Origin of the sequence: Streptomyces purpureus, assembly GCF_014648195.1 — a bacterium.
Classification (GTDB): Bacteria; Actinomycetota; Actinomycetes; order Streptomycetales; family Streptomycetaceae; genus Streptomyces; species Streptomyces purpureus.
In genome coordinates this window covers 26,174-50,412 of record NZ_BMQQ01000007.1, presented here as the reverse complement: position 1 = coordinate 50,412, position 24,239 = coordinate 26,174, and the positions used below count along the sequence as shown (strand labels likewise).

The window sequence follows — 24,239 nt, the reverse complement described above, 5'->3', positions numbered from 1 at the left end:
CAGTGAAGGCTCCCACATGCCCCGAAGCTCTTTCCCCCGCACGGAACACGACACCCTGATCGCCTCCGCCGTGGCCGGCCTGTCGGCCCGGCAGCAACCCGAGTGGCCGGACGTGAGCCGGCTGACCGCCGTCCAGACCGAGCTGGCCTCGGCGCCCCCGCTGGTGACCTACGAAAGTGTGCGCGCCCTGCGCGGGCTGCTCGCGCGGGCCGCCGCGGGCGAGTTCTGCGTCCTGCAGGCCGGCGACTGCGCCGAGGACCCGGCGGAGTGCGTGGCGGAGGCCGTCGCCAGGAAGGCCGAGATGCTCGACGTCCTCAGCGACATCGTGCGCACCGGCGCGGGCCGGCCGGTCATCCGGGTCGGCCGGATCGCCGGTCAGTTCGTCAAACCCCGCTCGCAGAACGAGGAGATGTACGAGGGCACCGCGCTGCCCGTCTTCCGCGGCCCGATGGTCAACGGCCCTGAGCCGACGCCGGAGGCGAGGCGGCCCGACCCGTCCCGTGTCCTCGCCGGCTACCGCGCCGCCCGCCGGGCGGTTCGGGCGATCGACACCCTGGGGCGCGGCGAGGGCGCGGCCGACGCGACCCGGGTGTGGACCAGCCATGAGGCGCTGCTGCTGGACTACGAGGTGCCGATGGTGCGCCGGCGTCCGGGCGGTGGCAGCTATCTCGCCACCACGCACTGGCCGTGGATCGGTGAGCGGACCCGGCAGGTGGACGGCGCGCACGTCCGGCTGCTCGCGGAGGTGGAGAACCCGGTCGCGTGCAAGGTGGGTCCGGCCACCACCGTCGAGGAGATACGGGCGTTGTGCGCGACGCTGGACCCGCTGCGTACTCCGGGCCGTCTCACGCTCGTCGCCCGCTTCGGGGCCGGACGGGTCGGTGCTCTCGCGCCACTGGTACGGGAGGTACGGCGGGCCGGGTACCCGGTGCTGTGGCTGTGCGACCCGATGCACGGCAACGGTGAGCGGACGGCGGACGGGCTCAAGACCCGCAGGCTGGACGCGATCATGTCGGAGATCCGGCAGTTCGTGGAGATCGTGTCGGAGGGCGGCGGGGTGTGCGCGGGGCTCCACCTGGAGTCCTCGCCGTACGACATCGCCGAGTGCGACGGCGCCGGCTACACCCCCGTACCAGGTCCTGGCTACACGACCCTGTGCGATCCGCGGCTCAACCTGCTCCAGGCGGTGGCCGCCACGGCCTACTGGCGGCTTCCGGCGCTGGAGGCCGCGGCGTGAGCGCCTGGGCGGCCGGAGCCCCGCTGCCCCCGGAGGGGGAGCCGTTCGCGGTGCTGCACCGGCCGGGCGCGGGCCGGCCGGACGTGGTGGAGATCCTGTCCGGCCCGGTGCGTGGGGCGGGGACCCTGGCGGGTCTCGATCTGGACGGGACCGGCGGCCAGGACACCCGCGCCACGCTGCTGCTCGCCCCCTACCGGCAGATCCTTGAGCGCGGCTTCGACGCCCCGGACGACGGCGAACGCCTGCTGGCCATGGACGTTCGCGAGCGGCGCCGGATGCCGCTCATGGACTTCCTCGGGCTGCTGCCGGAGCGCGCGGTGAACGTCGAGGGTGCCCGCTTCGACATGGACGACGAGGCGTATGCCGCGGCGGCCGGCGATCTGGTGCGGCGGGAGATCCACGGCGGCGCGGGCTCCAACTTCGTGCTCGCCCGCAGCCTGCGCGGCCGGATCCGGGGATTCGACCGGACGGCGGCGCTGGCGGTGCTGCGGCGGCTGCTGACCGCGGAGAGCGGCGCGTACTGGACGTTCCTGGTGTACACCGGCGAGCGGTATCTGATCGGCAGCCCGCCGGAGCAGCATGTGCGGGTCCGAGGTGCCGAGGTGTCGATGAACCCGATCAGCGGGACCTACCGCTATCCCGTCCAGGGCGCCGAACTCCCGGGTCTGCTGCGGTTCCTGCGTGATGCGAAGGAGACCCACGAGCTGTACATGGTGGTCGACGAGGAACTGAAGATGATGACAGCGCTGTGCGGGCCGGGGGTCACCGTCTCGGGGCCGTCGCTGAAGTGGATGTCGCGGCTCGCGCACACCGAGTACTTCCTGCACGGCCGTTCTGGCCGGCCGATGACCGAGATCCTGCGCACGACCATGCCTGCGCCGACGGTGACGGGCAGCCCGCTGGAGAACGCCTGCCGGGTCATCGCCCGCTACGAGCCGGGCGGCCGGGGCTACTACAGCGGCGTGATCGCCCTGGTGGAGCGTGCGCGGGGCGAGCGGTCCCTGGACTCGGCGATCGTGCTGCGGACGGCCGACATCGCCGAGGACGGGTCGGTGCAGCTGGCGGCGGGCGCGACGGTCGTACGGGACTCGGTGCCCCGTGAAGAGGCGATGGAGACGTCCGCGAAGGTGGCCGGCTTCCTGGGCGCCCTGTCCCGGCCGGGCGGGGTGCCTTCCGGGGTGCCGGCCGCTCCTTCGCTCGCCGCGGCGCCCGCGGTGCGGGCGGCCCTTGAGGCCCGTAACGCCGGTGTCGCAGGCTTCTGGCTGGACGGCCCGGCGGCGGTACGAGGCGGCGGAGGCGGACCGGTCCCGGCGGGCGTTCCGGTCACGATCGTGGACGCCGAGGACCGGTTCACGTGGATGCTCGCCCATCAGCTCAGGTCGCTCGGGTGCGCGGTGGAGGTGGTGCCCTGGCGGGAGGCGGCCGGGGCGGGCGGTGTGGCCGGGGCGGAGGGTGTGGTGCTGCTCGGACCTGGTCCGGGCGATCCGCGGGACGGGGCGGACGCGCGGGTGGCCGCGCTGCGCTCCCTCGCCGGGCACCGCCTCGCGCACCGGCTGCCGCTGGCGGCGGTCTGCCTGGGGCATCAGGTGGTCTGCGGGGTGCTCGGGCTGCCCCTGGTGCGGCTGGCCGAGCCCCGCCAGGGGCACCGGATGCGGGTGCCCCTGTGGGGCGAGGAGCGGCTGGTGGGCTTCTACAACAGCTTCACCGCACGGGCCGACGACGACTGGACCGGGCGGCTGGGGCACGGCCGCGACGTCCAGGTGCAGCGGGGCGAGGGGGGCGAGGTGATCGCGCTGCGCGGGCCGGGGCTCTCCACGATCCAGTTCCATGCCGAGTCGTTCCTCACCGAGGACGGTCCTCGGATACTCCAGGGCCTGGTCAACGGAGCGCTTTGGACGGCGAGTTGGGGTCGCGCACTGGCGCACGGGCGGGGAGAGGACACCTATGAGCACGCCTGAGACGGTGGCGGAGGCACCCCCGCGCGCGGTGGACCCGGCCGCGCTGCGCGGTCTGATGGGGCTCTTCGGCACCGGCGTCACCGTCATCACCTTCCGCCGGGGTTCGGTCGTGCACGGCGCGACCGTGAACGCCTTCACGTCGGTGTCGCTCGATCCGCCGCTGGTGCTCGTCGCGCTCGACCGACGCAGCCGGACGGCCGCCCTCCTGGACGACGGCGGCTATGTCATCAACATCCTGGGCGAGCGGCAGCGGGAGGTGGCCCTGCACTTCGCGGGGCGGCCGATGGCCCGCGAGGTGCCGTGGCGGGACGAGGCCGGTGCGTACCCGCGCCTGGAGGGCACGGTGGGCCATCTGGTCTGCCGGCCGTGGCGCACGTACGAAGGCGGCGACCACACGCTGCACGTCGCCCGGGTCGAGGACGTCGCGGCGCCGGGCGGCCGGCCGCTGCTGTTCTTCCGCGGCGCGTTCCCCCGCCTGGCCGCCGACCATTCCCCCTCCGCGTGGTCCTTGAGCCTGGACGGTCCGGGCCCCGCGGAGCAGTTCGTCATGCGTCATGAGACACGGAAGTAGGGACATGACCCGTCATATCGAGGAGCCCGGTCCGGCCGGCGCCGCCGGCGAGGCGAAGGCCCCGCGCGTCACCCGTCCGCTGACCGGGGACGAGTACATCGAGTCCATCCGCGACGGCCGGGAGATCTGGGCGTACGGCGAGAAGGTCGACGACGTCACCAAGCATCCGGCGTTCCGCAACACCGTACGGATGACGGCCCGGCTGTACGACGCGCTGCACGACCCCGAGCACCAGGCCACCCTGACCGCGCCGACCGACACCGGCAGCGACGGTTTCACGCACAAGTTCTACCGCGCGCCGCGCAGCGTCGAGGATCTCGTCGGGGACCGGGACGCGATCGCCGCCTGGGCGCGGCTGACGTACGGCTGGATGGGCCGCAGCCCCGACTACAAGGCGAGCTTCCTGGTGACGCTGGGGGTGAACCCCGGCTACTACGGCGAGTTCGCGGACAACGCCCGCCGCTGGTACGCGGAGGCGCAGGAGAAGGTGCTGTTCTGGAACCACGCGGTGATCAATCCGCCTGTGGACCGGCACCGGCCGCCGGACGAGGTCGACGACGTCTTCGTCCATGTGGACAAGGAGACCGACGACGGTCTGATCGTGAGCGGCGCCAAGGTGGTGGCCACCGGGTCGGCGCTGACCCACTTCAATTTCGTGGCGCACTACGGACTGCCGGTGAAGAAGAAGGAGTTCGCCCTGGTGGCGACGTTGCCGATGGGCGCGCCGGGGGTGAAGCTGATCTGCCGTCAGTCCTACGAGCTGGCGGCGAGCCGGATGGGCAGCCCGTTCGACTACCCGCTGTCGAGCCGGCTGGACGAGAACGACACCATCTTCATCCTCGACAAGGTGAAGATCCCCTGGGAGAACGTCTTCATCTACGGCGACACGGCGAAGGCCGGCACGTTCCTCACCTCGTCCGGTTTCACCCACCGCCTGACCTTCCACGGTGTGACCAGGCTCGCGGTGAAGCTGGACTTCTTGGCGGGTCTGCTCCTGAAGGGTCTGGACGTCACCGGCACGAAGGACTTCCGGGGAATTCAGACCCGGGTCGGCGAGGTGCTCGCCTGGCGCAACATGTTCTGGGCGCTGAGCGACGCCATGGCGCACAACCCGAACGAGTGGCACGACGGCGCGCTGCTGCCGAACCTCGACTACGGGATGGCGTACCGCTGGTTCATGACGATCGGCTATCCGCGGATCCGGGAGATCATCCTGCAGGACCTCAGCAGCGGTCTCATCTATCTCAATTCCCATGCCAAGGACTTCGCCGAGCCGGAACTTCGGCCGTATCTGGACCGGTTCATGCGGGGTTCGAACGGCTACGACTCGGTCGAGCGGGTCAAGCTGATGAAGCTGATCTGGGACTCGGTCGGCACCGAATTCGCGGGGCGCCACGAGCTGTACGAGCGCAATTACTCGGGCAACCACGAGAGCGTGCGGATCGAGCTGCTGCTCGCGCAGACCGCCTCGGGTCTGGTCGACCAGTACCGCGGCTTCGCCGAGGAGTGCATGGCGGAGTACGACCTGGACGGCTGGACCGCGCCCGATCTGATCCGCCCGGACCTGGACTGACCTTGTGGGGTGGCGGCCGGCGGCCGCCACCCCGCCCCGGTCAGGAGGAGATCAGTGCCAGCGTGAAGCCGTCGTACCCCTTGGCCCCCACGGTCTGGATCGAGGTGGCGGTCACCCTCGGCTCCTCGGCGAGCATGTCGTGGAACCGGCGGACGCCCTGGACGCCCCGGTCCTGGTGGTCCGGGTCGGCGACCGCCCCGCCGAGGACGACGTTGTCGACGACGACGACCCCGCCGGGCCGCGAGAGCTTCAGCGCCCAGCTGAAGTACTCGGGGATGTCGGGCTTGTTGGCGTCGATGAAGACGAGGTCGAAGGGGTCGGCCCCGCTGCCGGCGAGGGCGGGCAGGATGTCCAGGGCCTTGCCGACGTGCTGCTCGACCATCCCGGCGACGCCGGCCCGCTCGATGTGGGCCGCGGCCGCCTCGGCGAAGGAGGCCTCCCATTCGATCGTCACCAGCCGGCCGCCTTCGGGCAGCGCCCGGGCGAGCCAGATGGTGCTGTACCCGCCGAACGTGCCGATCTCCAGGACGCGCCGGGCGCCATGGATCCGGGCGAGCAGATGCAGCAGCTTCCCCTGGTTCCGGGCGACGGCCAGATCAGGGAGTTCGAAGTCGATGTGCGCCCGGGCGGCGGCCGCGAGCGCGTCGTCCTCCTCGATGAGAAGGGAGTTGAAGTATCCGTCGACAGCATTCCACTGCTCTTGTGTCATGAGATTCATGTTTCATGATGCAACCGGTAATGGCAAGAAGAGAATCGAGACTTCATCAGAATTCCCGCCCAGCCAATTCACCATCAATTCCCACGGCCCGTTGACCGAACTTCTCGCGGCTGATTAGTCTGTCAATCGCGGAGGTATCCCAACTCCCCGTCGGATTGGAGCACACAGCCAATGTCCGGAAACTTACTCATACCCAAACTCCACCACATGGGCATCCAGACCCGCGATCTGGACAACTGCCTCGCCTGGTACAAGGAATTCTTCGGCTGCACGCAGGCGTGGTCCCTGGACACATTCTCCGACCTCACCCTCAGCCGGCTGCCGGGCATCACCCGGCTCACCGAGATCGCCGTCGGCGACGTCCGCTTCCACCTCTTCGAGCGGGACGGCCACACCCCGGAGCTGCCCGGGGGCAACAAGACGCAGTTCCAGCACCTGTGCCTGTCCACCGGCTCACCGGCCGAGCTGGGGGCCTGGCGGGAGCGCTGGCTGCGGCTGTACGAGTCCGGGCGCTACGCCTTCGCCACAGACGAACCGCCGACCGACATCGTCGTCGACGCCGACGGGGTGCACAGCTGCTACCTCTTCGACGTCAACGGCCTGGAGTTCGAGTTCACCTACGTCCCGGAGGCGACGGCATGAGCGTCGGCGCGGCACGCACGGTCAGCGAACTGCCCGCCCCCGACGGCTGGGACTTCGGGGACTTCCCCTACGGCCTGGAACCGCTCACCCTCCCCGAGCCTCCGGTGCCGGGCACGGACGACGGGGTGCCGGACGTCCTTCCCGGCGGCGCGGCGGTGGCCGCCGCGCAGCCCGCCTGCGCGCGCACCGGGCCGGGCCCCGCCTCCGCCGAACTGGCCCACCAGCTCTACTGGTTCCGCTGGATCACCGGCCATCAGGTGACCTTCGCCGTCTGGCAGCTCCTCGCGCACGCACTGCACCAGGCACGCTCCCGCCCGGACCCGGCCGACTCGCTGACCGCCATGGCCGAGCTCACCCGCTCGTACACGGCGATGCTGCTGTACACCAGCTCCTGCCCCAAGGACGTGTACGCGGCGGTGATCCGGCCGAGCATGTACCTCCAGCACCGGGGTTTCAGCGGCACCTGGGCACCCGACTTCGCACCGGTACGGGGCCTGTTGCGCGGCAAGAAGTTCGCCTGGAACGACACCCCTGAGGGCCAGGCGCTCGGCCGCGAGGTCCGGATGTACCACGCGGTGCACTCCGGCGTCGCCGCCAAGCTCGTGCCCGACGGCCGCTCGCTGCTCCAGGAGACGGCGGCCCACCCCTCCCGGCCGCAGCATCCGGGGATGCAGGCGCTCGTCTACGACAACTACTTCCTCACCCTGCGCGGGCCCGTCACCACCGCGGACCTGGTCGACCAGCTGCGGCGCAGGCTGCGGGCCGTACGGCTGGACGTGGCGGCCAACGGCCTGTACCCCGGCCTGACGCCGGAGGAGGACGCGGAGCTGCCCGAGGAGCTGCGCACCGACGACGTGCGGACCTGCGAGCGGGAGTTCCACGGCATCCTGCGGCGGACCGACGTCTCGGCCGCCGGTCTGACACCCCGGCTGCTGGACGGAACCGCACGCTGAAGCGCGCGGCCGCCCCCGACGAACGAGTGGAGAGACAGTGCGGCATGGAGTCGTGATTCTGCCGGAGCGCCGCTGGCGCGAGGCCCGCGATCAGTGGGTCCGCGCCGAGGAGTTCGGCTTCGATCACGCCTGGACCTACGACCAGCTGATGTGGCGATGGCTGCGGAACGACCCCTGGTTCGGCGCGGTGCCGACCCTGGCCGCCGCGGCGGCCGTCACCTCACGGATCACCCTCGGCACGATGGTTGCCACCCCGACCTACCGGCACCCGGTCACGCTCGCCAAGGAGCTGATGACCCTGGAGGACGTCGCGGAGGGCCGGTTCGTGTGCGGTCTGGGCGCCGGGGCGGGTGGCCTCGACGACCGGGTCGTCGACCCCACCGAGCGCACGCCGCGCCAACGCGCGGAGCGTTTCGGCGAGTTCGTCGACCTGCTCGATTCGCTGCTGCGTGAGCGCGTCACCACGTACACGGGCACGCACTACACGGTCGAGGACGTGCCCATGAACCCGGGCTGTCTGACCGCCCCCCGGGTGCCGTTCGCCGTCGCGGCGACCGGCCCCCGGGGCATGCGGCTGGCGGCCCGGCATGCCGCCACCTGGATCACGGCCGGGCCCCCCGGCCGGTTCGACGCCCTGCCGTACGAGGAGACCCTGGCCACGGTCAAGGAGCAACTGTCCCGGCTGGACGAGGCGTGCGAGCGGACCGGGCGCGATCCGGCGACCCTGGACCGGCTGCTGCTGACCGGCGCGATGGTCGGCGGGACGCTCGACTCGGTGGAGGCGTACCGCGACGCGGCCGGGCGCTTCGGCGACCTCGGCATCACGGACTTCGTGGTGCACTGGCCGCGTGAGTCGTTCCCCTACCAGGGCAGCCTCAAGGTGCTGGAGCAGGTCGCGGCGGAGGTACTGACGGCGGGCGGAGGATCCCGGTGATCGATTACGAGATCGTGGACATGTTCACCGACACCCCGTTCGCGGGCTGCGCCCTCGGCGTCGTACCGGACGCGTCGGGGCTCGGCTACGGCGACATGCGGGCCGTGGCCGGGGAGATCGCGCTCACCGAGACCGCGTTCGTGCTGCCGCCCCTGTCCCCGGAAGCCACCTACCGCGTACGGGTCTTCACGCCCGACGGCGAGTCGCCGTACGGCGGGCACTCGTCGGTGGGCACGGCCGCCACCCTTGTGCGCACCGGGCGGGTGCCGGCCGGAGCGGTGGTGCAGGAGTGCGGCGGGAAGCTGCTCAGCCTCGACGCGTCGCCGGAGGGCGCGGTCCTCACCGTCCGCGGAGAGCCGCCGGCGCCGCGGACCTGGGACCATGCCGCGCCGCTCGCCGCCTGCGGGCTGACCGACGACGACCTCGTCGGCCGGCCCCGCGTCGCCGGGTTCGGGCCCGCCTTCCACATCCTGCCCGTACGGGCCGAGGCGGTGGCCCGCGCCGTGCGCGACGCGTCCGCGCCGGTCTGGGACACCTGCCCGGACGCGGTCGTCGTCGCCTACGACCGGGCCACCCGCTGTGCCCGGGTCCGGGTCTTCGCGCCCGGCTACGGCATGCCGGAGGACCCGGCGTGCGCGTCCGCCGCGCTCGGCCTCGGCCCCTGGCTCGCCCATGCCGGTCTGCTGCCCGGCGCCGACGGCACGTTCGACTACCGCGTCCTGCAGGGCGCCGAGATGGGCCGGCCCGCCACGCTCCGCTGCACGGTGACCGTGCGCGGCGCACGGGCCGTGGCCGCCGGGGTCTTCGGGCAGGTCGCGGCGGTCGCCCAGGGCCGCATGCGGGTGCCCTCCGACGTGACGGCCGCGCGCGTGTGACCGACGGCCCCTCCGGCGCGCCGCCCGCGCACCGGGCTGTGCACCGGACTGTGTCGTCGAACGAACCGAGAGAAGAGGAACTGGCTGTGTTATTCCGTCCGGAGCTGCACGGGACCCGGGGCGCCGTCGCGTCGACCCACTGGCTGGCGTCCGCCGCCGGCATGCGTATGTACGACAAGGGCGGCAACGCCTTCGACGCGGCGGTCGCCGCCGCCTTCGTCATCCAGGTCGTCGAGCCCCACCTCAACGGCCCCGGCGGGGACGTCCCGATCCTCGCGCACCGCGCCGGCTCGGGCGCGGTCGACGTGGTCTGCGGGCAGGGGCCGATGCCGCGGGCCGCGACCGTCGAGGCGTTCCAGGACCGGGGGCTGAGCACGGTCCCGGGGTCGGGGCTGCTCCCGGCCGTCGTACCGGGCGCGTTCGGCGCCTGGCTGCGGCTGCTCAAGGAGTTCGGCACGCTGCGCCTGGAGGACGTCCTCGAACCGGCGATCGGCTACGCGGAGCGCGGGTATCCGCTGCTGCCGAAGGCGGCCGCGATGATCGACGCGCTCGCCGAGGTCTTCCGCGACCACTGGCAGGAGTCGGGGCGCACCTATCTGCGCGGCGGGGTCGCGCCCAAGGCCGGTGAGCGGGTGACCAACCCGGCCCTCGCGGCGACGTACAAGCGGCTGCTCGCCGAGGCGAAGGCGGCCGGAGCCGACCGCGAGCGGCAGATCGACGCGGCCGTGAAGGCCTTCTACGAAGGCTTCGTGGCCGAGGCCGTGGACCGGTATCTGGCGACGGCCGAGGAGATCGACTCCACCGGGCGGCGCCACGGCGGGCTGCTCACCGGCGCGGACATGGCCGCCTGGCGGCCAGGCCTGGAGCAGCCGCTCACGCTCGAACACCGGGGCCTGACGGTGCACAAGGCGGGGCCGTGGTCGCAGGGCCCGGTCTTCCTCCAGCAGCTGTCGCTGCTCCAGGGGTTCGACCTGGCCGGGATGGGTCCGGGCAGCGAGGAGTACGTCCACACCGTCGTCGAGGCCGCGAAGCTCGCCTTCGCGGACCGGGAGGCGTGGTACGGCGACCCGGCGCACGCGGACGTCCCCGTCAAGGAACTCCTCGACCCGGCCTACGCGGCGGCGCGCCGGGCGCTGGTCGGCGCCGAGGCGTCGGAGGTGCTGCGGCCGGGCGCGCCGGGGGGCCGGGAGCCGCTGCTGCCACCCCTGTGGGACGCCTCCACCGCGCCGGCCGAGCCCGAGTGGCTGGCCGAGCTGGAGCAGGGCATCCCCGCGATCGTGAAGCTGACCGCGGCCAAGGGGGACACGTGCTGTGTCACCGCCACCGACGCGGACGGCAACATGGTGGTGGCGACGCCGAGCGGCGGATGGCTCAAGAGCTCTCCGGTGGTGCCCGGTCTCGGCTTCCCGCTCGGGACGCGCGGTCAGATGGCGACGCTGACCCCGGGGCACCCCAACACCCTCGCACCGGGCAAGCGTCCGCGCACCACGCTCAGCCCCTCGCTCGTGCTGCGCTACGGGCAGCCGTACCTGGCGTTCGGTACGCCGGGCGGCGACCAGCAGGACCAGTGGACGCTGCAGTTCTTCCTCAACCACGCCGAGCACGGCATGAGTCCGCAGGCCGCCATCGAGGCCCGCACGTTCCACACCGAGCACGTACCGACGTCGTTCACGCCCCGGGAGTACCGTCCCCGGTCCGTGGTGATGGAGCGCGGCTTCTCCCCGGAAACGGTGGAGGGTCTGCGCCGGCGCGGCCACGAGGTGCGGCTGGTCGAGGACTACTCGCTGAGCAAGGTCTGCGCGACCGGTCTGACCAGCGACGGAATGGTGTTGGGGGCGGCGAGTCCGCGTGGCGGGCAGGCGTACGCGGTCGCCGGGTGAGGGGCGCACTGCTAGCATAGGTTTCCAATTGGAAACCACTTTGGTGTGCATCACAATGCGCAGGGGAGAGGCTCGTCATGACGGCTGACCCGGAGGCGGACCGGGACGACTACATGGTTCTCGGGGACGCGCGGCAGAACAACCTCAAGGGGGTGAATCTGCGGATCCCCAAACGGAAACTGACCGTCTTCACCGGCATGTCCGGCTCCGGGAAGTCCTCGGTCGTGTTCGGGACGATTGCCGTGGAGTCGCAGCGGCAGCTCAACGAAACCTTCCCGGCCTTCATCCGCAACCGGCTGCCCAAGTACGAGCGGCCCGCCGCCGAGGTGATGGAGAACCTCTCCACGGCCATCGTGGTCGACCAGCGGCCGGTCGGCGGCAACGCCCGCTCCACGGTCGGCACGATGACCGAGATCCACCCCATGCTGAGGGTGCTCTTCTCCCGCCACGGCACCCCCAGCGCCGGCCCCTCGCACATGTACTCCTTCAACGATCCGCGGGGCATGTGCGCGGAGTGCGAGGGGCTCGGCTCCACGGTCCGGCTGGACCTCGACCGGCTCCTGGACGAGGACAAGAGCCTGAACGAAGGCGCCATCGGCTTCCCCGCCTTCGCGGTGGGCACCTTCCAATGGCAGCTGTACGGGGAGTCCGGCCTCTTCGACCCGGACCTCCCGCTGCGCGAGTTCAGCGCGAAGGACCGTGAACTCCTGCTGCACGGCAGCGGGTTCAAGGTCGACCGGGCGGGCCGCAACGGCGTCTACAAGAACGAGTACGAAGGCATCGTCACCCGCTTCACGCGCCGGTACCTCAAGTCCGGCCTGAACTCCCTGAAGGCGGGCGAACGCGCCGCCGTGGAGCGGGTGGTGATCCAGGGCCCGTGCGCGGTGTGCGGCGGCGCGCGGCTCAACAAGGCCGCCCTGGACTCCCGGATCGACGGCGAGAACATCGCCGACCACGCCGCGCTGGAGGTCAGCGATCTGATCGGGCGGCTGGACCGGATCGATGCTCCCTCGGTCAAACCCGTGGTGGATGCGGCTCTCGCCGCGCTGCGACGGGTGGAGGCGGTCGGCCTCGGCTATCTGAGCCTGGACCGGCAGACCACCACCCTCTCCGGCGGTGAGGCGCAGCGCCTGAAGATGGTGCGGCACCTAGGCAGCAGCCTGACCGGACTCACGTACATCTTCGACGAACCCAGCGTCGGCCTGCACCCGCGCGATGTGCGGCGGATGAACGAGATCCTGCTCGCCCTGCGCGACAAGGGGAACACCGTCCTGGTGGTGGAGCACGACCGGGACGTGATCGAGATCGCCGACCATGTCGTCGACATGGGGCCGGGCGCCGGGAGCGACGGCGGGGAGGTGATCTACGAAGGCGGCCTCGCGGGGCTGCGCGCGTCCGGCACGCCGACCGGCCGCAGCCTGATGACCGTTCCGGGGCTCAAGCCGGCCGTGCGGACCCGGACGGGCGCGCTCACCGTCCGCGACGCCGCCCTGCACAACCTGCGGGACGTCACGGTCGACATCCCGACGGGGGTGCTGACCGCGGTGACCGGGGTCGCCGGCTCGGGCAAGAGCACGCTCGTCTCGAAGGTCTTCACCGCCCAGTATCCGCAAGCCGTGGTCGTCGACCAGTCGTCGGTCGGGGTGTCGATGCGGTCCAACCCGGCCACGTACACGGATGTGATGGACACCGTACGGCGGCTGATCGCGCGGGCGTCCGGGGCCGATCCGGGGCTGTTCAGCTTCAACTCGGCCGGGGCCTGCCCGGAATGCCAGGGCAAGGGCGTGATCGAGACGGATCTCGCCTTCATGGAACCGGTCACGACGGTGTGCGAGCGGTGCGAGGGCCGGCGCTTCAACGACGAGGCGCTCGCCCACACGCTGAACGGCCGGACCGTCGTCGACGTGCTGGCCATGACCGCCGACGAGGCGGCGCGGTTCTTCACCGACCCCGGCATCCGCCGCAAGCTGGCGCTGCTCACCGAGGTGGGCCTCGGCTACCTGACCCTGGGGCAGCCGCTGTCGACGCTGTCCGGCGGCGAGCGGCAGCGGCTGAAGCTGGCCCACCGCCTCAAGGAGACCGGCAGTGTCTACGTCTTCGACGAACCCTCCACCGGACTGCACATGGAGGACGTCAAGCGGCTCCTGACCCTCTTCGACCGGCTCGTGGACGGCGGCAACACGGTCGTCGTGATCGAGCACGACCTCGATGTGGTCAAGCACGCGGACTGGGTCATCGACCTGGGGCCCGAGGCCGGCCGGGGCGGCGGGCGGGTCGTCTTCGAAGGCACCCCGGCCCAGCTGCTGCACGCGGACGGATCCCACACCGCGCGCTCCCTCGCCGAGGACCTCACCCACTACGCCCCGTCCACCACCCCGTAGGCCGACCACACCCAGGGTCCCGCGTGAGGGCGGACGCCGGATCCCCTGAACGGCCTGCCAAGGCGTGACAGGCGCCAGGGGAGGGACTTGCATGGGAGACATGTTCTTGGTTGACCGTGTAGGTGCCCGCTCTCTTCGCGCCACCGTGGCACTGGGCTCAGTGGGCCTGGTGGCGGCGCTGGCCGTCGGCTGCACCAGGGCCGATGCCGACGCCGCCGCCGTCGGGCGTGCGGGGGTCGGGGCGTCACCGCTGCCCACCGCCCCTCCCGCCCAGCCAGCACCACAGATCACTCGGGCCGAGGTCGAGACCGCGGTGAGCCGGCTCGACGACGTCGTACAGGACTTCATGCGCCGCACCGGTGTGCCCGGAGTCGCCGTGGGCGTGGTGCACAACGACGAGGTCGTCCATCTCAAGGGGTTCGGCCTGCGGAAGGCAGGCACGCAGGACCGGATCGATGCGGACACCGTCTTCCAGCTCGCCTCGGTCTCCAAGCCCATCGCGTCCACCGTGGTGGCCGCGGCCGTGGGCCAGAAGATCGTCGGTTGGGACGACCCGGTCGTCGACCACGACTCCGGCTTCGCCCTCAAGGACCCATGGGTCACCCGCCATGTCACGCTGGCCGACCTGTTCTCGCATCGCAGCGGACTGCCCGACCACGCCGGAGACCTCCTCGAAGACCTCGGCTACGACCGCTCGTACATCCTGGATCACCTCCGCTACCAGCCGTTGACCCCCTTCCGGGCCGAGTACGCGTACACCAACTTCGGGCTGACCGAAGCCGGCGTCGCCGCCGCGCGAGCGGCGGGGACCAGCTGGGAGAAGCTGTCCGCCGATAAGCTGTACCGGCCGCTCGGCATGGATTCCACCAGCTCCTCCTTCGCCGACTACGACAGGGCGCGGAACAAGGCCGTCACGCATGTGCAGTCCGGGGGCGCCTGGCGCGCCGAGTACGTGCGCAACGCGGACGCCCAGAGCCCGGCGGGCGGGGCCAGCTCCACGGCCCGGGACATGACGAAGTGGCTGCGCCTGCAACTGGGCAACGGCAAGTTCGAAGGGCGGCAGATCGTCGCCGCCGAGGCGCTGGCGCAGACCCACCTGCCGCACATCGTCTCCGTGCCGCCGCCCTCGCCCGCGGGCCGGGCCGGGTTCTACGGGCTCGGCTGGAACGTCAGCTACGACGACCAGGGCAGACTGAAGCTCGGCCACTCCGGCGGCTTCGCGCTGGGGGCGGCCACCAACGTCGGGCTGCTGCCCTCGGAGAAGCTCGGCATCGTCGTCCTGACCAACGGCGAGCCCATCGGCGTGCCAGAGGCGGTCACCGCCGCCTTCTTGGACATCGCGCAGACGGGCGGGCCGACCGTCGACTGGCTGACGTTCCTGGGGCCGATCATCAAGCAAACCCTGGCGGGGGAACGCTCGCCGGTCGACTACGGCAAGCCTCCGGCCTCGCCCGCACCCGCCAAGGCGAACAGCGCCTACACGGGAACGTACGCCAATGAGTACTACGGCCCGATGACCGTCAGCACCCAGGGGAACGAACTCACCATGCAACTCGGGCCCAAGAGGCAACGGTTCACCTTGAGCCACTACGACGGTGACACCTTCAGCTACCGCACCACCGGCGAGAACGCCGTCGGCCTGTCCGGCGTCACCTTCACCGTCGGGTCCGGCGGACGCGCCGACAAGGTTCGGGTCGAGAACCTCGACACGACCGGTCTCGGCACCTTCACGAGGAACGAATAGGCGGGAGGCCGGAGCAGGGCGCGGCGGGAGAGCCGCGCCTGACCTCGTCTCAGGCCCCGGCCCGCCCCGCGTGCAGCGCCTCGGCGACCTTCTCGCACAGCTCCGTGAACAGGCTCCGCTCCCCCGGGGTCAGGGCGCCGGTGGCGAGCGCGGCGATCTGCCGGCGGTCGTCGGCCGCGCGCAGCAGCAGCGCGGACCCCTCCTCGGTGAGGGTGGTGGTCAGCTCCCGCCGGTCGCCGTGGGCGACGGTCTGGGCCACGAGCCCGCGGTCCTTCAGGAAGCGCAGCGTCTTGGACATGCTGGGACGCGACACCCCGAGGGATGCGCTGAGCTGCGAGGGCGCCATGCCGCCGCGTCGGTCGAGGGTGTCCAGTACGTCGTACTGCGCCCAGCTGATCGCCTGCGGATCGGCCCGGCTGCGCCGGGCCACCAGCACGCACTGCAGATGGCAGAGGGCGTCGGCCAGGGAGCCTGGGCCGCTCTCGGGCGGCCCGGCCGTCGGCCCGCTCATCCGCCCCGCCTCACCGCGCGGCGGGGACGGCGGACCGGCCGGCGTCGGCGTCCGCGAACCGGCTGCGGATCAGGGCGATACGGTCCGGGTCGTGCGGCGGCAGGTCCCGGTGGGTGAGCCGCCCGCTGCGGGTGAGCAGATGGGCGTTGAAGACCTCCGGGTCGAGCCCGACGCAGCGGTCGATGTCCTCGAACCATTCGAGGCTGGTCAGGGCGGTGCGCTGCATCGCCGCCACCGCCGGCTCGCGCTCGGCCTGGTAGGCGGCGAGCGCCTCGGGGACCGTGGTGTGGTCCCGCAGTGCCATGGTGAGGGCGAGGGCGTCCTCCATGGCGAGCTTGGTGCCGGAGCCGATGGAGAAGTGGGTGGTGTGCGCGCTGTCGCCGAGCAGGGCGATGTTGCGGTGGCTCCAGTGGCGGTTGCTGACGACGGTGAACCGGCCCCAGCGCGATTTGTTGCCCTCCAGGCCGTGCCCCTGGAGGACGTCGGAGAAGAGCTCGGCGACCCTCGCGAGGGAGCGCTCGTCGCTGCTGCCGTCCTCGGGTTCGGTCCGGTGGCCGGTGAACCCGGCGGCGCGCCAGACGGCTTCGTTGACCTCGACGATGAAGGTGCTGCGCCCGGGGGCGTAGGGGTAGGCGTGGGCCTGCATCGGGCCGTACGGCGTCTCGGTGACGGCGAAGGTCAGCGCGTCGAAGGGCCGGTCGGTGCCGAGCCACATGTAGCGGGCGCCGCGTTCGCCGCGCTCGGTGCCGAAATTCCCGGCGTAGCGGGTACGAGTCGTGGAGTTGACCCCGTCCGCCGCGACGACCAGGTCGTAGGCGCCGGCGAGCTCGTCCGGGCCGGGTGCCCGGGTGCTGAAGCGCAGGCGTACACCGAGGGCGGCACACCGTTCGTGGAGCAGCCGGAGCAGGGTGCGGCGGCTGATCGCCGAGAAGCCGTAGCCCTCGTTGCGTACGGTCCCGCCGCGGTAGTGGACGTCGATCCGGTCCCAGCGGGCGAAGTGGCTGGTGATGCCGGAGAAGAGGACGGGGTCGGCGGCCTCGATGCCGCCGAGGGCCCCGTCTGAGAACACCACCCCGAAGCCGAAGGTCTCGTCGGCGGCCTGGGCCTCCCAGACGTCGACCTCGTACCGGGGCAGGAGGCGCTTGACGAGAGAGGCCGTATAGAGCCCGCCGGGGCCGGCGCCGATCACCGCGATCCGCATGACACCTCGCTTCCGGGGCCACGGCGAAGATCGGCGGCCCCCTGGTCCCTGCTTCATGGTCAAGCTAACATCTTATCCGACAGGAAACTATCTTCCGCGTGAATCTTGCACGCGGCGGCCATGTCCCCCGCTGTTTAAGGATGACTGAGCCATCTTGATTTCCGACTACTTCACACATGGCAAGTTCTCCGTCCCTACGGCCGCGCTCGTCGAGCGGTTGCTGAGCCCCGATCCACCGCCGTTCGCACTGCTGCGCCGCCACCGCCCGGGAGACGGTGGACGGCCGCCCGTGGAGGTGCTGATCGGGGAGATGGGCAGCGTCGGCACGGTCGGGGAGATCCCGCAGTCACCGCCCGCACCGGGCGGCGGACCGTACGCGCTGGCGCTGCTGCCGTACCACCGCCTCGCCGAGCGGGGACTGGAGTGCCACCAGGACGGCACTCCCCTGCGGGTCCTGCGGATCACCGAACATCACTCGCTGCCCACCGCCGAACTGGCGGCCGCCCTGCCCCCCACCACGCTCACCCTCGACGACGCCGGCTTCGAGACGGACGACGGTCAGTACGCCGCACTCGTCCGGGACGTCGTCTCCACCGAGGTCGCCCGCGAGGGGCTCAGCGTGCTGATCCGCCGCGACTACACCGCCCGGCTGCGCAGCCACCGGCCCGCGCTGGCGCTGGAGTTGTTCCGCCGGCTGCTGACCGCAGAGGCGGGCGCGCACTGGACCTTCGCCGTGCACACCGGCGGCCGGCGGGGCCGGGCCCTGGTCGGTGCCACCCCGCAGGGACATGTACGGATCGAGCGCGGCCGGGTCGTGATGAACCCGATGTGCGGGACGTACCGCTACCCGCCCGGCGGGGCGGAACTCGCCGGGCTCCTCTCCTTCCTGCAGGACCCCAAGGAGTCCGAGGAGCTGGCGACCACCGTCGACGCGGAACTGGCCCTGCTCTGCCGGGTCACCGGCCAGGGTGTCCTGGTGGACGGCCCGCGGCTGCGGCCGATGGCGCACCTGCTGCACAGCGAGTGCAGGATCAGCGGACCCGCGGCGCTCTCCGCGCGGCAGACCCTGGCGCGGACGATGTTCGCCTCGACCGCGGTCGGCCGCCCGTTCGCCGAGGCGTGCCGGGTCGTCCGGCGCCGGGAGCCGACGGGCCGCGGCTACTACGGCGGCGCCATCGCGCTCCTCGGCCATGACGCCCAGGGCTGGGAGGAGCTGGACTCGGCCGCCGTGATCCGTACGTTCGACATCGACGGGGACGGTCTGCTGCGGCTGTCGGTGGGCGCCACGCTCGGTCCCGGCTCCAGCCCGGAGGCGGAGACGGCGGAGACCCGCGCGAAGGCGGCCGCCCTGCTGTCCACCCTGCGGCCTGACGCGCCCCGCCCGGCCGGCCCCAGCAGGACTCCACCCGACCGGGACACCGCCGCCGCGCTCGCCCTGGACGACCGGGTGGCGAAGGAGCTGGATCTGCGCCGCAGACAACTCTCCACGTTCTGGAGCGGTTTCGCCCGGCCGCCGGCCAGGAGGCGGGCGGCGGACGCGGTGCTGCTGGTCGACTCCGGCGAGGAGGAGACGGAGGTCCTGGCCCATATGGTGCGCGGTCTCGGCCGGACCGTGGAGGTGCGGCGGTACGACGAGGTCGAGGCGGCCGCTCTGCCCGGTCCCCGGGGCCGGGTCGTGCTCGCCCCGGGGCCCGGCCGGCCCGGCGCCCCGGACACGGCCCTGCGCGCACTGGCCCGCACGCTCCTGGCCGGCGCGGCGGCGGGCGGGCCCGCGGTGAGCGGCATCGGCACCGGCTTTCAGGTGCTCGCCCGCGAACTGGGCCTGGCGGGCGCCCCGGTCGCCCGCCCCAGCCAGGTCGTGCGCCGCACGGTCGACGTGCACGGGCTGCGGGTGACGGCCGCCTTCAGCGACGCCTGCGCCGTGGAGCCGGCCGACCACTGTGACAAGGCGGCCGGCCGGCTCGGTATCCGGCTCTGGCACTCCGCGGACCGGCGCGAGCTCGTGGCGTTCACGGGCCCGCGGGCGGCCGGCTACCAGTTCCGTCCGGAGTCGGTCATCACGACGAACGGGGCGGATCTCCTACGGCTGCTGCTCGCCTGAGCCCCGGCCCAGTTCGAGGACGGTGCGCGCGGCCGACTCCAGGGCGAAGGTCATCGAGCCGCCGTTGGGTTCGAACGCCGCGTGGTCGCCGGCGAAGTGGATACGGCCCTCGGGGCGGCGGATGACCGGCATCAGGGCGCTGTGGCCGAGCTCGGGGAGGATGTAGGCGCCCTCGATGTAGGGCTGCTGGTCCCAGACGACCGAGGTGCCCGTCTCGTAGTGGTCCCGCGCACCGGGCAGCACGGTCTCGACCTGGTCGAGGACGAAGCGCAGCCGTTCCTCCGCGGACATGACGGCGACCGCGCGGGCCCGCCAGCCGGTCATCAGGCATTCGAGGATCTTGCGGGGGCCGGGGAGCTGGGGCGTGGCGTCGCGGATCCAGCGGACGGGCAGATCGGTGGAGAAGCTGGCGTTGCGCTGCGGCCAGAACTGGCTGCTCATCTGGAGGTAGACGCGGACGATCGAGGAGTACTTCACCCGGCGCATGACGTCGTGCTTGGCGTCCGAGAGCGCGGCGTCGGTGAAGTCGATGTGGCGTACGGCGCTGAAGGGGACGGTGACCACGACCCGTTCGGCCTCCATCGTCTGCAGCCGACCCTGGTCGAGGAAGGTCAACCGGGCCCGCTCGGCGTCCTGTGCGACGCGGACCACCGGCTTGCGGTAGCGGATCCGGTCCTTCAGCCGCTCGGCGAACGCCTGCGGGAAGCGGTCGGTGCCGCCCTTCACCTTCGACCAGCGCGGGTCGGCGTTGGTCAGCGAGTGCGGGCTCGCCTCGTGGCGCAGCCAGGACAGCGCGGACGCGGTCTTGAGGTCGCCGCCGCGCATCTCCAGGAAGTGCGGCTCCATCAGGTCGACGGCGACGGGAGACGCTCCCCGGTCGGTGAGGACCTCGTACACGGACCGCTGGTCGTAGCGGCCAAGCAGCGGGGTGACGGTCCAGTCCGGCGCGGTGATGTCGGGCTGGAGCGCCTGGTAGGTGTCGCGCACATAGCGGTCGATCATGCCTTCGACACCGAGGGTCTTCTCGTGCGGGGCGAGCGGGAGCCCGGCCTGCTCCAGCGACTCCCGGTCGGGGGTGAACAGCCGGGAGCCCATGAAGTAGGAGAACGTGGTCCCGACCAGGTCTGCGGTCTCCAGGCCCACGCCCAGCTCCCGCAGGTAGTGCATGGCGTAGTGGCAGTGCGGGGTCAGGGTCATGGCGCCGGCCTCGGCGTGGAGCCCGTCGGCGAAGGGCTCGCGCAGGGTGTAGGCCCGTCCGCCCGCCCGGCCCGAGGCTTCCAGGACGGTCACGTCGCAGCCGCGGTTGGCCAGTTCGTACGCCACCGCGAGCCCCGATAACCCGGCGCCGATGACGACGACGGACCTGGGGAGCCGCAGGTCCGGCATGCCGCTGTCGAAGTCGCGGCGTACTTCCGTCGGTGTGGCCTCTCGCATACCCGTCTCCTCGCTCACACACACTCGCGCATCGTTAACGGCTGGAAACTATATACGTGAGAACTGGCCATGCGGAAGCTAAATCATTTTCCGAACGGAAAGTGATTGTCAGTGGGGTTCCGTGTGCGGGGGATACGTCCGTACGTCGTCGGTGTACATCCGGGCCCGGTCCCGCACCAGTTCGGGCAGGGCGCCGGAGGCCAGGTCCGCCAGCGTGGTGCCCTCCAGGACCTGGCGCAGGCTGGTGCGCACGGCACGCCAGACGTCCGGCATCGGAGCGGCCGCGCCCTGGTAGGAGAGCCCGGTCAGTTTCAGGTCACGCACGCTGACGAGGGGCCCGTCCATGGCGCGGATGACATCGGCGAGGGTGATCTCGGCCGGCGGTCTGGTCAGGGCGTAGCCGCCGTCGGGGCCTCGTACGCTCCGCACGAGGCGCGCCTGGCGCAGCTCGCTCAGGACGACGAAGAGGAAGCGGACAGGGATGTCCTGACGGCCCGCGACGTCCTCCGCCTTCAGCGGCCGGTCGGGTGAACCGGCCAACTCCGCCATGGCTCGTACGGCGTAGTCCGTTCGCGCTGAGATCCTCACCGGCTCAATGTCTCATGACTCGTCGCCGGCCCACGAGATGCCCAAGTGGCGGGAAATCACCGCCACGCCGGGAGGGGGTTGTCTCTTCACATTGTTCATCTACATAGTGAACTTCATGTGCGCCACCCGCCTTGAGTCGGAGGTATCCGTGGTTCCCGCTCCTCCCCGCCCCACCGTTGCCGTCGTCGGAGCCGGCGCGGCCGGTGCTCTGGTCGCCGTACAGCTCTGCGAGACGGCGGCACGCCGACGTACGCCGCTCGAACTGGTCCTGATCGACCCGGCCGCGGAGGCGGGCCGCGGCACGGCGTACGCCACCGAGGCGCCCGAACACCGGCTCAACGTCCCGGTGGGCGGCATGAGCGCCTACCCGGACGACCCCGGCCACTTCCGGCGCTGGCTCTGCCGCCACGGCGAACCCACCGTCACGGCCGCCGACTTCGCCGCCCGCTACCGCTTCGGCTCCTATATCGCCGACACGCTCGGCCGGGCCATCATCACGGCCCACGGCACGGTCGCCGTGCGCCGTCTGCGGGCCACGGTCACCCGGTGCGCCGACGCGGGGGACGGGGACGGCGCGGGGCGGTTCGAACTCGCGCTGTCCGACGGGTCGGTGCTGCGGGCCGACAGCGTGGTGCTGGCGACCGGCCCGGCCCCCGCCACGGCCGCCTGGGCACCGCCCGGGCTGCGCGACTCCGACCGGTTCGTGGCCCGGCCCTGGGCGCCCGGAGCCCTCGGCGCGGTCCCGGACTCGGACGACGTCCTGCTGGTCGGCAGCGGTCTGACCGCCGTCGACCTGGCCCTCGTCCTCGACCGGGCGGGCCGTACGGTGCACGCCCTGTCCCGCAGCGGCCTGCTCCCCCAGCCGCACGCCGTGGCTCCCCTGCCGCCGCTGCCCGCCCCGCCCGGCCTCGCGGGGCTGCCACTCGGCCGGCTGCGGACCGCCTTACGCCGCCACCTCGCCGCCGCGCTGCGCGACCACGGCGACTGGCGCCCGGCCCTCGACGGGCTCCGCCCCCACCTCGTGAGCCTGTGGCAGGGGCTCAGCGACGACGAGCGGGCCGAGTTCCTCGGCCGCGACGCCACACTCTGGAACACCCACCGGCACCGCATGGCGCCCACCACCGCCGAGGCGGTGGCCCGGGCGCGGGCCGCGCGCCGGCTGCGGATCCACGCCGGACGGGTCGCCTCGGCCCACACCCTCGACGACGGCCGGCTCGCCGTCGTCCTCGACGACGGCCGCGAACTGCGCGTGGGCCGGGTGGTGGACTGCACCGGCCCCGGCCTGCGGGCGGACGCGGCCGGCGATCCGATGTGGGCGGGGCTGCTCGCCGACGGTCTCGCCGTGCCCGGCCCGCTGGGCATCGGCGTCGCCACCGACGACGGGCGGCTGCTCGACGCCGGCCGGCGCGCCGACCGGCCGCTGTTCACGCTGGGCTCGCCCCGCCGCGGCGAACTGTGGGAGACGACCGCGATCCCGGAGATCCGTACCCAGGCCAAGGCGGTCGCCGAGGCGGTCCTCGCGCCGCTGGCCACGCCCGTACGCCCCAGTCGGCGCCGCCCCACCGACCAGTTCGGGCTCCCCCTGTCGACCCACGCCGCCGCCGCGGCCTCCTACCGCACCGGCCTGGCCCGGGTCGTCACCGTCCGCGGCAAGGCCGCCGAGGCCTTCACCCGGGCCACCGAGCTCGACCCGGGCTTCGCGCTGGGCCACGCCACGCTCGCGCTGCTCGGCCACGAGTGCGGCGCGGAGGTCGACGTGCCCCGGGCGCTCGCCGACGCCCAGCGCAGCGCCGCCGAGCGCGGCGACGAGCGGGAGCGCTCCTTCGTCGACGTCGTCTCCCGCCGGATCGGCGGCCAGGGCGGCGACCAGGCCCTTATCGACCATCTCGAACGCTTCCCCGCCGACGCCCTCGCGCTCAGCGCGGCGGTGCCCACCATCGCCTTCTCCGGCATCGGCGACCTCGACGGAAGCCTGGCGCAGCGGCTGGTGGCGCGGACCGCGCCCGCCTTCGAGGGCCACTGGTTCCACACCTCGCTGCTGTCCTTCCTCCGGCAGGAGGAGGGCCGTTTTGACGAGGCGGGAGCGCTCGCCCGGCAGGCGCTGGCGGCGGAGCCGGCCTCCGGTCACGCCGTGCACGCCCTCGCGCACGTCCACTACGAGTCCGGCGACCACCACGCGGGCCGTGACTGGCTCGACGGCTGGATCGCGGACCAGGGGCGCGGCGCGGTGCACCGCGCCCACTTCTCCTGGCACGTGGCCCTGCACGAGCTGGCGCTCGACGATCCGGCCGCGGTCCGCAGGCGCTGGTTCGCACAGCTCGCGCCCCGCCAGGTGAACGGCGTGCGGGCGCTGGTCGACTCCGGTTCGCTGCTGTGGCGGGCCCGGATGTGCCACCACTGGACCGGCCGGATGCCGGTGGACGGGGTGCTGGACGCGGTCGCCCGGGACGTGCTGGAGCAGCCCGCGACGGCGTTCACGGCGCTGCACAGCGCCGTCGCGCTCACCGCGGCCGGGGATCTGCCGGCGCTGCGGCGGCTGCGGGACCACGCGGCCCGGGCCGACACGGTCCAGCGGGAGGTCGTGGCGCCGCTGTGCCGGGCGCTGGAGGCCGTCCTGGAGGAGCGGTGGACCGCCGCGGTGCAGGGGCTGCGGGAGCTGCTGCCGTCCCTGCGGCGGGTCGGCGGCAGCGCGGCGCAGCGCGAGATCGTGGAGGAGACGCTGCTGTACGCCCTGGTGGAGGCGGGGCAGAGCGACGCGGCCCGGCATCTGCTGGAGGAGCGCCTCGACCGCCGCTCCTCGCCCCTGGACAGCCGGCGGCTGGCGGCGCTCCGCCCCTGACCCCGTTACTCCTTTCGGGTGAGGGCCCGGGTGGTCCGGCCGTCGGCGCACGGCCGGGCCGCCCGCTCCCCCTTTCGGGTGAGTAGGTCCTCGATTACG

The 24,239-nt window shown here is 72.4% G+C and carries 18 protein-coding genes; 13 read left to right on the top strand and 5 right to left on the bottom strand.

What is annotated here, in order from left to right:
• Positions 1–16 precede the first annotated feature (16 nt).
• The 4 genes from IEZ01_RS11560 to IEZ01_RS11545 are packed head-to-tail and all read left to right on the top strand — an operon-like array spanning position 17 to position 5,339.
• The gene (locus IEZ01_RS11560; protein WP_189201508.1) at positions 17–1,237 is read left to right on the top strand and encodes a 3-deoxy-7-phosphoheptulonate synthase; all 1,221 of its coding nucleotides are present in this window, start codon (positions 17–19) and stop codon (positions 1,235–1,237) included.
• Complete coding sequence (locus tag IEZ01_RS11555; RefSeq protein ID WP_189201506.1) at positions 1,234–3,195, top strand: anthranilate synthase family protein; 1,962 nt, start codon at positions 1,234–1,236, stop codon at positions 3,193–3,195. Before IEZ01_RS11560 ends, IEZ01_RS11555 begins: the two co-directional genes overlap by 4 nt.
• Positions 3,182–3,766 (top strand): flavin reductase family protein, encoded by a 585-nt coding sequence (locus IEZ01_RS11550; RefSeq protein ID WP_019884144.1) that lies wholly within the window; start codon positions 3,182–3,184, stop codon positions 3,764–3,766. Before IEZ01_RS11555 ends, IEZ01_RS11550 begins: the two co-directional genes overlap by 14 nt.
• Before the next feature lie 4 nt (positions 3,767–3,770).
• Positions 3,771–5,339, top strand: a complete 1,569-nt coding sequence (locus tag IEZ01_RS11545; protein WP_019884145.1) for a 4-hydroxyphenylacetate 3-hydroxylase family protein — start codon at positions 3,771–3,773, stop codon at positions 5,337–5,339.
• A 40-nt stretch (positions 5,340–5,379) separates the two neighbouring features.
• Here IEZ01_RS11545 and IEZ01_RS11540 read toward each other — a convergent pair whose 3' ends face one another.
• The gene (locus tag IEZ01_RS11540) at positions 5,380–6,048 is read right to left on the bottom strand and encodes an O-methyltransferase (protein WP_028797216.1); all 669 of its coding nucleotides are present in this window, start codon (positions 6,046–6,048) and stop codon (positions 5,380–5,382) included.
• A 216-nt stretch (positions 6,049–6,264) separates the two neighbouring features.
• Between IEZ01_RS11540 and IEZ01_RS11535 the strand changes: the two genes are divergently transcribed.
• The 7 genes from IEZ01_RS11535 (at position 6,265) to IEZ01_RS11505 (ending at position 15,466) form a co-directional block, all read left to right on the top strand.
• The gene (locus IEZ01_RS11535) at positions 6,265–6,699 is read left to right on the top strand and encodes a VOC family protein (RefSeq protein WP_189201504.1); all 435 of its coding nucleotides are present in this window, start codon (positions 6,265–6,267) and stop codon (positions 6,697–6,699) included.
• Positions 6,696–7,652 (top strand): 3-methyl-L-tyrosine peroxygenase-related protein, encoded by a 957-nt coding sequence (locus tag IEZ01_RS11530; RefSeq protein WP_019884149.1) that lies wholly within the window; start codon positions 6,696–6,698, stop codon positions 7,650–7,652. The genes IEZ01_RS11535 and IEZ01_RS11530 overlap by 4 nt, the downstream gene beginning before the upstream one ends.
• A gap of 52 nt (positions 7,653–7,704) precedes the next feature.
• Positions 7,705–8,586 (top strand): LLM class flavin-dependent oxidoreductase, encoded by an 882-nt coding sequence (locus tag IEZ01_RS11525; RefSeq protein ID WP_308427164.1) that lies wholly within the window; start codon positions 7,705–7,707, stop codon positions 8,584–8,586.
• The gene (locus IEZ01_RS11520; protein WP_229832887.1) at positions 8,583–9,461 is read left to right on the top strand and encodes a PhzF family phenazine biosynthesis protein; all 879 of its coding nucleotides are present in this window, start codon (positions 8,583–8,585) and stop codon (positions 9,459–9,461) included. Before IEZ01_RS11525 ends, IEZ01_RS11520 begins: the two co-directional genes overlap by 4 nt.
• Positions 9,462–9,547: 86 nt before the next feature.
• On the top strand, positions 9,548–11,341 hold the full coding sequence (locus IEZ01_RS11515) for a gamma-glutamyltransferase family protein (protein ID WP_019884153.1): 1,794 nt from the start codon (positions 9,548–9,550) through the stop codon (positions 11,339–11,341).
• 77 nt (positions 11,342–11,418) lie between these two features.
• Positions 11,419–13,722, top strand: a complete 2,304-nt coding sequence (locus IEZ01_RS11510) for an excinuclease ABC subunit UvrA (RefSeq protein ID WP_189201500.1) — start codon at positions 11,419–11,421, stop codon at positions 13,720–13,722.
• Between the two features lie 106 nt (positions 13,723–13,828).
• Positions 13,829–15,466 carry a serine hydrolase gene (locus tag IEZ01_RS11505; RefSeq protein WP_229832885.1) on the top strand — a complete coding sequence of 546 codons (1,638 nt, stop codon included), beginning with the start codon at positions 13,829–13,831 and terminating at the stop codon, positions 15,464–15,466.
• 49 nt (positions 15,467–15,515) lie between these two features.
• Here IEZ01_RS11505 and IEZ01_RS11500 read toward each other — a convergent pair whose 3' ends face one another.
• Together IEZ01_RS11500 and IEZ01_RS11495 are read right to left on the bottom strand one after the other, a co-directional pair.
• Entirely contained in the window at positions 15,516–15,977 is a 462-nt protein-coding gene (locus tag IEZ01_RS11500; protein ID WP_189201496.1) for a MarR family winged helix-turn-helix transcriptional regulator, read from the bottom strand.
• A gap of 10 nt (positions 15,978–15,987) precedes the next feature.
• Entirely contained in the window at positions 15,988–17,178 is a 1,191-nt protein-coding gene (locus IEZ01_RS11495; protein WP_189201494.1) for an FAD-dependent monooxygenase, read from the bottom strand.
• A 154-nt stretch (positions 17,179–17,332) separates the two neighbouring features.
• On the opposite strand from IEZ01_RS11495, the gene IEZ01_RS11490 reads away from it, so the two are divergent.
• Positions 17,333–19,279, top strand: coding sequence for a chorismate-binding protein (locus IEZ01_RS11490; protein ID WP_189201492.1), 1,947 nt, complete (start codon positions 17,333–17,335; stop codon positions 19,277–19,279).
• Here IEZ01_RS11490 and IEZ01_RS11485 read toward each other — a convergent pair.
• On the bottom strand, positions 19,259–20,713 hold the full coding sequence (locus tag IEZ01_RS11485; protein WP_189201490.1) for a flavin monoamine oxidase family protein: 1,455 nt from the start codon (positions 20,711–20,713) through the stop codon (positions 19,259–19,261). The two genes, IEZ01_RS11490 and IEZ01_RS11485, sit on opposite strands and share 21 nt — an antisense overlap.
• A 108-nt stretch (positions 20,714–20,821) precedes the next feature.
• Positions 20,822–21,301 carry an RrF2 family transcriptional regulator gene (locus tag IEZ01_RS11480; RefSeq protein ID WP_028797220.1) on the bottom strand — a complete coding sequence of 160 codons (480 nt, stop codon included), beginning with the start codon at positions 21,299–21,301 and terminating at the stop codon, positions 20,822–20,824.
• Between the two features lie 115 nt (positions 21,302–21,416).
• Here IEZ01_RS11480 and IEZ01_RS11475 point away from each other — a divergent pair, with 115 nt between their 5' ends.
• Positions 21,417–24,140: an FAD/NAD(P)-binding protein gene (locus tag IEZ01_RS11475; protein WP_189201488.1), complete on the top strand. Its 2,724-nt coding sequence runs from the start codon at positions 21,417–21,419 to the stop codon at positions 24,138–24,140.
• The last annotated feature ends 99 nt before the right edge of the window (positions 24,141–24,239 follow it).

Coding starts and splice junctions, on each gene's coding strand:
- IEZ01_RS11560 (WP_189201508.1), top strand. CDS start 17: ATGCCCCGAAGCTCTTTCCCCCGCACGGAACACGACACCCTGATCGCC.
- IEZ01_RS11550 (WP_019884144.1), top strand. CDS start 3,182: ATGAGCACGCCTGAGACGGTGGCGGAGGCACCCCCGCGCGCGGTGGAC.
- IEZ01_RS11545 (WP_019884145.1), top strand. CDS start 3,771: ATGACCCGTCATATCGAGGAGCCCGGTCCGGCCGGCGCCGCCGGCGAG.
- IEZ01_RS11540 (WP_028797216.1), bottom strand. CDS start 6,048: ATGACACAAGAGCAGTGGAATGCTGTCGACGGATACTTCAACTCCCTT.
- IEZ01_RS11535 (WP_189201504.1), top strand. CDS start 6,265: ATGGGCATCCAGACCCGCGATCTGGACAACTGCCTCGCCTGGTACAAG.
- IEZ01_RS11530 (WP_019884149.1), top strand. CDS start 6,696: ATGAGCGTCGGCGCGGCACGCACGGTCAGCGAACTGCCCGCCCCCGAC.
- IEZ01_RS11510 (WP_189201500.1), top strand. CDS start 11,419: ATGACGGCTGACCCGGAGGCGGACCGGGACGACTACATGGTTCTCGGG.
- IEZ01_RS11500 (WP_189201496.1), bottom strand. CDS start 15,977: ATGAGCGGGCCGACGGCCGGGCCGCCCGAGAGCGGCCCAGGCTCCCTG.
- IEZ01_RS11495 (WP_189201494.1), bottom strand. CDS start 17,178: ATGCGGATCGCGGTGATCGGCGCCGGCCCCGGCGGGCTCTATACGGCC.
- IEZ01_RS11485 (WP_189201490.1), bottom strand. CDS start 20,713: ATGCGAGAGGCCACACCGACGGAAGTACGCCGCGACTTCGACAGCGGC.
- IEZ01_RS11475 (WP_189201488.1), top strand. CDS start 21,417: ATGTGCGCCACCCGCCTTGAGTCGGAGGTATCCGTGGTTCCCGCTCCT.